The sequence below is a fragment of the Vibrio sp. 10N.286.51.E5 genome, assembly GCF_041469125.1.
Classification (GTDB): domain Bacteria; phylum Pseudomonadota; class Gammaproteobacteria; order Enterobacterales; family Vibrionaceae; genus Vibrio; species Vibrio crassostreae_C.
In genome coordinates, this window is record NZ_JBFRJZ010000077.1 from 1 (window position 1) to 8,757 (window position 8,757).

Here is an 8,757-nt window from a genome sequence, read left to right on the forward strand (position 1 = left end):
ACAATTTAAATTACAGGCTCCTGAGTATCTTCACGTTTTAACCTAAGGTGATGTTTTCCTTTCTTTATATATACTTTTAAGCGATGTTCATCCCAATCTCTAACATGCTCTATAAAGCGCTCATGGCCTAAACTAGTACCATTGTCGAATAAAGGGCTTAAGCAAGATATTTCTCCTGGTTTAAAAACCACTCCCCAGTTTTCCTGATGTCTATCCGTATTTCCGATCAAAGCATCAAACAATGCCATTTCAGATATCCAAAGCAACCCATTCGTTTTAAGGTTAGCTTTCATGGATAAAAGACGAATAATAATCCCCATATCCGTAAGATTATGCTCCTTACCCATTTTATCATCAAAATCTGGGATCATTCGCTTAAAATAAGAACCCGCATGAACAAAGCGCTCTACTTCCACATCATAAAACCATTCGATTAGAGAACCGTAAATGGTCTCACCTTCAGCCTGCTTCATTGCAGGCAACACTTTAGGGACATCAACACCTAAATGCTTAGATACGATATACGCAACTAGCTCTGTCCAGTACTGGTCAGGGTAACGATAGATAGACTCTTTAAACAAGTATGGCCAATTAGCTTTAACACCATCGACTTCGTATTCAGGAGACCAAATCATTTCTTTATCACGAGCGCCAACAGGGAAGACTGCATGGCGTTCATCTTTTTTCCAGTCGGTAACGTCAACAACTAACATAGGCTTATCTTAACCTTCTAATTCCACTACAATTCACTCTACACTCAATCAAAATTTAGTGAATGATATTAAACATATCACATAACCATTATGTGATATGTAAAGTTATTTAAGCCACTTGATACACTTCCAGTAGTTCCAATTTACCTAGCTGTGTGCCTGTTGGGAGTAAGTTCATTGCTCGTTCCTCATCTTTCTAACTTTGCCTATCAAACGTTGCGTGTAATCTTATAATTAAATACTGTTTTTATATACAGTTATTTGGGCGTATTTTGATATGCTCGTTAGAAATCGAAAAGTCGGCAACAACAATCCTTGAAAAAGACGGTGGTTTCACTGATTTTCCAGCCACGAAAACGTTTGTCTTCATTAAGTTCTAACGTATAACGATTAATTACACTTCAGCCCTTGTTTAACCTTTTATTGCCTCCATATTTTCCATACAATCCTAAGCGATTATAAATAAAAACAATTTCAATTTCGGAGTCCTCATGAGCGACGTAAAGCACTGTAATTTATTGATTCTTGGTTCTGGCCCTGCTGGCTATACAGCTGCAGTTTACGCTGCTCGTGCAAACCTAAACCCAGTACTTGTTACGGGTATGCAGCAAGGTGGTCAGCTTACAACCACAACAGAAGTGGAAAACTGGCCGGGTGATGCTGAAGGTTTAACGGGTCCAGCACTGATGGATCGCATGAAAGAGCACGCAGAGCGCTTTGAAACAGAGATCCTGTTCGACCACATTAACGAAGTAGACCTTTCAAACCGCCCTTTCCGTCTTAAAGGCGATTCTGGCGAGTACACGTGTGATGCGTTGATCATCTCAACGGGCGCATCGGCTAAGTACCTAGGTTTGGAGTCTGAAGAAGCATTTAAAGGCCGTGGCGTTTCTGCTTGTGCTACATGTGATGGTTTCTTCTACCGCAACCAGAAAGTTGCAGTTGTTGGTGGTGGTAACACGGCTGTTGAAGAAGCACTTTACCTATCTAACATCGCGTCTGAAGTTCATCTAGTTCACCGTCGTGACACGTTCCGCGCTGAAAAGATTCTAGTGAAGCGTTTAATGGACAAAGTAGAGAACGGCAACATTGTTCTTCACACTGACCGCACGCTAGACGAAGTTCTAGGCGACGACATGGGCGTGACTGGCGTTCGTATTAAAGATACTCAGTCTGACAAGACAGAAGATATCGAAGTAATGGGCGCATTCATTGCTATCGGTCACCAACCAAACACTGAAATCTTCAAAGGCCAAGTCGACATGAAAGATGATTACATCATTGTTCAGTCTGGTCTTGAAGGTAACGCGACACAAACCAGCATCCCAGGCGTGTTCGCTGCAGGTGATGTAATGGACCACAACTACCGCCAAGCAATCACTTCTGCTGGTACAGGTTGTATGGCTGCACTGGATGCTGAACGCTTCCTAGATGGCCTTAACGATAAGTAAATCTGAGATTGCAGATTTGATTATCGGTGCTCTCGCCTCAGTAGATGCAGGGCGTCATCACATTTTGTTGTAAATCCCTAGAGCCCAGTGGTATATCCACTGGGCTTTCTTTTGTATACTAGCCGCCCTCAACAAATAATAATTATCATTAAGCCTTCATAATGGATAAGAAAAAACAACGCAGCTTGAACAAGTGGCTTAAGCAACAGAGTAAGTTAGCGAAACGCTGGCTTATGATTGCGATTAGCCTTGGCGTACTTTCAAGCGTGTTTTTAATTGCTCAAGCAGCTCTTCTCGCCTCTATTCTTCACCAGCTGATCATCGAAAATGTCGATAAGTCTGAACTGGTTGGTCATTTCGCAGGCTTGGCATTATCGGTCGTTGGCCGTGCTGGCTGTACATGGGGACGTGAGATCGCAGGTTATCGCTGTGGTGAACAGATCCGTGTCTACATCAGGCAACTGATCCTTGATAAGTTACGTGAGTTGGGCCCTGCTTATATCAAAGGCAAACCTGCCGGTACGTGGGCAACGTTGTTGCTAGAACAAGTTGAAGACATGCAAGACTTCTTCTCTCGTTACTTACCTCAGATGTCTTTGTCGGTAATGATTCCGTTCATTATTTTGGTCGTGGTATTCCCAGTAAACTGGGCAGCTGGCCTTATCTTCCTACTGACTGCGCCACTGGTGCCGATGTTCATGGCACTTGTAGGTATGAAAGCGGCTGATGCAAACCGTAAAAACTTCAAAGCGCTTCAGCGTCTTTCAGGTCACTTTTACGACCGTTTGCAATCAATGACAACGATTCGTCTTTTCGACCGTACTAGCGCTGAAACCGAAGTATTGAAAGGTGCTTCAGAGGTGTTCAGAACGCGCACTATGGATGTATTGAAGATCGCTTTCTTGTCTTCTGCTGTGCTTGAGTTCTTCACGTCTATCTCTATCGCGATGACAGCGGTTTACTTTGGTTTCACTTACATCGGCGAGCTTAACTTCGGCCACTACGGCGTTGGCATTACGCTATTCGCTGGTTTGTTTATCCTTATTTTGGCTCCTGAGTTTTACCAACCTCTGCGCGACTTAGGCACGTTCTACCACGCGAAGCAACAAGCGGTGGGTGCTGCCGAGAGTATTGTCGAGTTCCTAGAAACAGACATCACTAAGGTTAAATCAGGCGACACTCAGCTCGACCCGGCTCAAGGCATCAATATTGAAGCTCAAGATCTCAAAGTGTTAAGCCCTGAAGGTGTTCAATTGGTTGGTCCTATCTCGTTCGCGCTTAACACTCGCCAATCGACTGCGTTAGTTGGCCCAAGCGGTGCGGGTAAAACAAGTTTGATCAACGCCATCCTTGGTTTCATGCCTTATGAAGGAAGCTTGAAAATCAATGGCGTTGAGTTGCGTGATTTAGACTTGGCATCTTGGCGTAAGACGATCAGCTGGGTTGGTCAAAACCCACTGTTGCTTCACGGTAGCATTCGTGACAACGTCACTCTAGGTAAGCAAGATATTACCGATCAAACAGTTCAAAACGCACTAGAGCAATCTTTTGCTAACGAATTTGTAAACGAGCACGGCTTGGATTACATGATTTCTGACCGTTCTGGCGGTCTGTCTGTGGGTCAATCTCAGCGTTTGGCTCTAGCTCGCGCAATGATTCAAGACGGTCAGTTCTGGTTGCTCGATGAACCCACTGCCAGCCTAGATACTCGTAGCGAACAGTTGGTAATGAAAGGCATCAATAGCAACATCGAAAGCCGCACTGCCCTACTTGTGACGCACCAACTTGCCCCGCTTCAATCGGTCGATAACATTCTGGTTATGCGCGATGGTGGTCTTGTTGAACAAGGTCATTACTCTCAGCTTTCGACTGCGGGTGGTTTATTCGAAGAGATGCTTAACGCGAACTTAGCTCAACAAGATAATAAGGGTAATTTAGATGCGTGATTTACTGCCTTACCTGAAACTCTATAAAAAGCATTGGTTTGGCCTATCGCTAGGCATGCTATTGGCTTTTGCTACTCTATCGGCTTCTATCGGCTTGTTAACGCTATCAGGCTGGTTTATTTCAGCTTCTGCGGTTGCTGGCCTTACGATTGCGCGTGAAACCTTCAACTACATGCTACCGGGTGGTGGTGTGCGTGGTTTGGCAATGAGCCGAACTGCAGGTCGTTGGGGTGAACGTGTTGTGAGCCACAATGCGACATTCAAACTGTTAACTGATCTTCGTATCTTCTTCTTCAAGAAGCTGGCTCCGCTGATCCCAGGTCGTATTTCAAACCTTCGTGATGCTGATCTTCTCAACCGTTTGGTTGCCGATGTCGACGCCATGGATCACGTGTACTTGCGCTTAGTAAGCCCTGTGACGGTGGGTGTGTTCGGGATTTTCTTCCTGACTCTGTTCTTGATGTGGTTCGATAGCTCACTAGGTTTAATCCTAGGTTCTATCCTTCTTATCATGCTGTTGGTTTGGCCAATCTTGTTCTACAAGCTTGGTAAACGTAATGGTGGTGAGCTAACACAGAACAAAGCGGATCTTCGTGTAACGACGCTTGATTGGATTGAAGGCTACAGCGAGCTAACTCTGTTCGGTGCTGAGGAGCGTTACCGTAATGCGATTCTAGAAACGCAACGCAAGCTGATGGCGAATCAGTTTGTGAACGCTAACCTAACCGGTATGGCTTCAGCAGCGCTAATGCTGTTCAACGGTTTGACGCTGGTTCTTATGCTTTGGCTTGCGGCTGACGGCGTGGGTGGTAATGCACCAGACCCGTTCATCGCGCTAATGGCATTCGCAACCATGGCAAGTTTTGAGCTATTGATGCCAATCGCAGGCGCGTTCCAGCATTTAGGTCAGACTCTGTCTTCTGCACGTCGCTTGAATGAAGTGATTCTGTCAGAACCTGAAGTTCAGTTCGCTGAAGAGAAACTCGACATCAACAAGCCGCTTGATATTACGTTCTCAAACGTGACGTTCAACTACCCTGACTCTGAGCGCAGTGTTCTGAACGCTGTCGACCTAACGATTCCGGCAACGAACAAAGTAGCGATTGTGGGTCAAACAGGTTCTGGTAAATCGACTCTGATTCAGCTTCTGACTCGCTACTGGGATCCTAAGAAGGGTTACATCTCAATTGCGGGCATTGAACTGACTCAGTGGAATGAATCACAGCTTCGTGAATCAATCAGTGTGGTAAGCCAACGTGTCGACATTCTAAATGGTACTTTGCGTGACAACTTGTTGATTGCAAGACCAGAAGCAACCGATGATCACTTAGCGAATATCTTAAAAGACGTTGGCCTAGAAAAGCTGCTTGAGAATAACGCGCTTGATAGCTGGTTAGGTGATGGTGGTCGTCAACTTTCTGGTGGTGAGAAGCGCCGTATTGGTATCGCACGTACGATTCTTCATGATGCCCCTATCCTGCTTCTTGATGAGCCAACAGAAGGCTTAGATAAGCAAACAGAGCAAAGCATCATGACGCTGTTCGAGAAACACTTCGAAGGCAAGACGGTTATCTTCATTACACACCGTTTGATTGGTTTGGAATCGATGGATTCGATCGTTCTGATTGAACAAGGCGAGATTGTTGAGCACGGCTCTCACGAGACACTATTAAACGAAGAAGGACGTTACTTCCAACTTCGTCAGGCAATCTAGCTCCTTCATAAGTTATAAAGAAAACCATTCAAAGCCCGAGTTCATACTCGGGCTTTTTGTTGTCTGTAATTCTAGTATCGAGCAACCATTCCCCCTTAAACGGTTGTTCATGCGCTGATTAGTTTTGCCCTTTCCTACAAAAACTTACCATTTATAAAGCAACGAGTTGCGCATAATTCAAGTCGTAGCACATTACTATGATCATCTTTCTAGGATAATACGTATCGATCAACCTCATGGAATAACCTCCCCCTAAAATAATGGAGAACAGTGTATGTCTTTACGATTAATCGCAACAACGATAGCGCTTGTAGGTGCTAGCTTTACCGCTCAAGCGAGCTCGGAATGTGAAGTATCGATTGATGCTAGTGATCAAATGAAATTTTCAACTGACACATTAAGCGTTCCAGCGAGCTGTAAAGAAGTGAAGCTGACGCTAAACCATACTGGTTCTATGCCAGCCCAATCAATGGGTCACAACGTCGTTATAACAGACACTGCGTCGCTACAAGCAGTGGGCATCGATGGTATGTCGGCAGGTATCGACAATAACTACGTAAAACCTGACGACAGCCGCGTTTACGCCTTCACTCGTGTTATCGGTGGTGGCGAGTCAACCTCAATCACTTTCAGCACAGAGAAAATGACAGCCGGTGGCGACTACTCTTTCCTATGTTCATTCCCGGGCCACTGGGCAATCATGAAGGGCAAGTTTGAGTTTAAATAACTCGTTAGTCTAGATGGTACAGATACATCAAAGCCCCAACCTAAGTCGGGGCTTTGTTATATTGGCTTCGATTACAGCTTGAAGCGGCTGATTTCGCTTTCTAGCTCGTGAGACAGTTCAGAAAGCTGCGCAGCTTGCTCTGCAGCTTGGTGTGCTTCGTCTGCTAGCTCGTTAGATACGTCACGGATTCCTTCAGTATTACGAGTAATCTCAGACGTTACTGACGCTTGCTCTTCTGCAGCAGAAGCAATCTGTGTTGCCATGTCACTGATGCGTTCAACAGCAGCATGGATTTGCGTTAGGCTTGCAGCCGCTGAGTTCGCGTCATCAACACTGGTTTCAGCAAGTGTACGGCTATCGTTCATGATGTTAACCGCTTTGCCTGTTGTACCTTGCAGCAACTCAATCGTTTGTTGAATTTCTTGCGTTGAACCGTGTGTACGTTGGCTCAGAACTCGAACTTCATCCGCTACTACTGCGAAACCACGACCTTGCTCACCGGCACGTGCTGCTTCAATAGCGGCGTTAAGTGCAAGTAGGTTCGTTTGTTCTGCAATACCTTGAATGTTAGACAAGATAGCGTTGATGCTGTTGCCGTGCTCTTCAAGTTCTAGAATCACGTTAGTTGCGATTTGAACTTCTTGAGCAAGGTTTTGGATAGAGCTTTGAGTCTGTGTCACTTGACCAGTACCGTGCTCACACGCGCCAACCGCTTCAGATGAGTTCTGTGCAGTGTGGTCTGCGTTACCTGCGATCTCTTGTGTTGCTGCAGCCATTTCGTTAACGGCTGTTGCTACCATGTTGATCTCGTCTTGTTGCATTTGGATACGAGCACTACGTTCTTCAGCTTGAGAAGCCGTTTGACGCGCTTGGTTGCCCAGCGCAGCAGATACTTCGCTTAGCTTGATCACCATGGTGTGCATGTTGCCCACAAAACGGTTGAAGTTTGCTGCAAGCTGACCAATTTCGTCGTCGCTCTTAGGCTCAAGGCGTTGAGTAAGATCGCCCTCACCTGAAGCAATTTCTTCAAGTGCTGCTGAAACGCGGTTTAGGTCGCGGAATAGGAAGCTTACTAACCAAGACACGAGTACGATTACGATGAGCGTAATAACGACAGCAGTGATGATCAGCTGAGTAAGTAGCGTTGAGTGGTTCGCTTCTTCTGTTGCTTTGTCCATCTGAACCGCGAAGATCCAGTTAGTGTTAGGCACCTTCGTGAAGTAAAGCAGCTTCTCAGCGCCACGTTCTTTAATGATCTCGATACTACCAGTACGCACTGCGTTCTCGATGATAGGCATAGAGATGTCATTAGAAAGTTGGCTTACTGGCTTCAGGCTTAGTGCTGAATCTGGGTGCGCTAGGAATGTGCCGTCAGACGCATCGATTAGCATTGCGTGAGCGTTGTCACCCACATCTAAGCTGATAACGTCATTAACCAATTGGTCGATAAGTACGTCAGCACCTACCACACCAACAAGTTGACCATTGTGGCGAACTGGCTCTGCAATCGTTACTAGAAGTGCTTTGGTGATTGCATCTTGGTAAGCCGTAGTAATGATTTGCTTACCTGCAGCGTTTGCTTCTTGGTACCAAGGACGTTGACGAGGATCGTAATCTGCACGATTACGTTCAGGATGTGAACGGTACATTCCACCTTCTGGAGTACCTAAAAAGATATCGTCAAAGCCACCCGCTACACGAGCTTGTCTAAGGAAAGGAACAACATCATCCTCTCGTGAAAAGTCATTAAATGCTGATGCGATATCAGTACGGATATCAATCCAGTTTTTAATACCTTCAGATGCTGCTTCAGATACGCTTTCAGCTCGTAGGTATACGCCATTACGAGTCTGTTCAAATAATTGGTTTGCTGACAACCAAGTCAACGCTGTAGCCATAACGACAACAGCAGATAGGCTAGCGCCTATCAACTTCTGCTTTAGTGTTAGTTTCATGTCAAAGTTTCACGAGTGGTGGGAAATCTCGCGCATACTACCCAATATTAGTATTAAATTCGAGCGATTTCACAATTTAATATTGGAATATAATTTTAAGCAAACCATAAGCTTAAGTAATGTCAAATCCTTGGCTTATAGCCAAATTTAAGGCGGTGTTGTCTCTACGGTTATTAACATTTTTATCGCACTTCACATGCTTAAAAGAGACAAGAAAACACGGTAAAGAGGAAAATCGAGTAGGAGGAGGC

General features: G+C 45.2%; 6 protein-coding genes. 4 read left to right on the plus strand and 2 right to left on the minus strand.

Annotated features, from left to right (window positions below):
- Positions 1-5: 5 nt before the first annotated feature.
- Positions 6-713: a HipA domain-containing protein gene (locus AB4161_RS20915; protein ID WP_372084190.1), complete on the minus strand. Its 708-nt coding sequence runs from the start codon at positions 711-713 to the stop codon at positions 6-8.
- Positions 714-1,204: 491 nt separating this feature from the next.
- Between AB4161_RS20915 and trxB the strand changes: the two genes are divergently transcribed.
- The 4 genes from trxB to azu all read left to right on the plus strand — a co-directional run bounded on the left by trxB (position 1,205) and on the right by azu (position 6,551).
- Positions 1,205-2,164 (plus strand): thioredoxin-disulfide reductase, encoded by a 960-nt coding sequence (gene trxB, locus AB4161_RS20920; RefSeq protein WP_050052961.1) that lies wholly within the window; start codon positions 1,205-1,207, stop codon positions 2,162-2,164.
- A 161-nt stretch (positions 2,165-2,325) separates the two neighbouring features.
- On the plus strand, positions 2,326-4,110 hold the full coding sequence (gene cydD, locus AB4161_RS20925; RefSeq protein WP_123961911.1) for a heme ABC transporter permease/ATP-binding protein CydD: 1,785 nt from the start codon (positions 2,326-2,328) through the stop codon (positions 4,108-4,110).
- Positions 4,103-5,824, plus strand: coding sequence for a heme ABC transporter ATP-binding protein/permease CydC (gene cydC / locus AB4161_RS20930; protein ID WP_372084192.1), 1,722 nt, complete (start codon positions 4,103-4,105; stop codon positions 5,822-5,824). Before cydD ends, cydC begins: the two co-directional genes overlap by 8 nt.
- Before the next feature lie 274 nt (positions 5,825-6,098).
- Positions 6,099-6,551, plus strand: a complete 453-nt coding sequence (azu, locus tag AB4161_RS20935) for an azurin (RefSeq protein WP_017063577.1) — start codon at positions 6,099-6,101, stop codon at positions 6,549-6,551.
- A 71-nt stretch (positions 6,552-6,622) separates the two neighbouring features.
- Here azu and AB4161_RS20940 read toward each other — a convergent pair whose 3' ends face one another.
- The gene (locus AB4161_RS20940) at positions 6,623-8,506 is read right to left on the minus strand and encodes a methyl-accepting chemotaxis protein (RefSeq protein ID WP_372084194.1); all 1,884 of its coding nucleotides are present in this window, start codon (positions 8,504-8,506) and stop codon (positions 6,623-6,625) included.
- Between the last annotated feature and the right edge of the window lie 251 nt (positions 8,507-8,757).

What these genes read in the sequence shown, in the direction of transcription:
- AB4161_RS20915 (WP_372084190.1), bottom strand. Translation starts at nt 713, where the DNA reads ATGTTAGTTGTTGACGTTACCGACTGGAAAAAAGATGAACGCCATGCA.
- trxB (WP_050052961.1), top strand. Translation starts at nt 1,205, where the DNA reads ATGAGCGACGTAAAGCACTGTAATTTATTGATTCTTGGTTCTGGCCCT.
- cydD (WP_123961911.1), top strand. Translation starts at nt 2,326, where the DNA reads ATGGATAAGAAAAAACAACGCAGCTTGAACAAGTGGCTTAAGCAACAG.
- cydC (WP_372084192.1), top strand. Translation starts at nt 4,103, where the DNA reads ATGCGTGATTTACTGCCTTACCTGAAACTCTATAAAAAGCATTGGTTT.
- azu (WP_017063577.1), top strand. Translation starts at nt 6,099, where the DNA reads ATGTCTTTACGATTAATCGCAACAACGATAGCGCTTGTAGGTGCTAGC.
- AB4161_RS20940 (WP_372084194.1), bottom strand. Translation starts at nt 8,506, where the DNA reads ATGAAACTAACACTAAAGCAGAAGTTGATAGGCGCTAGCCTATCTGCT.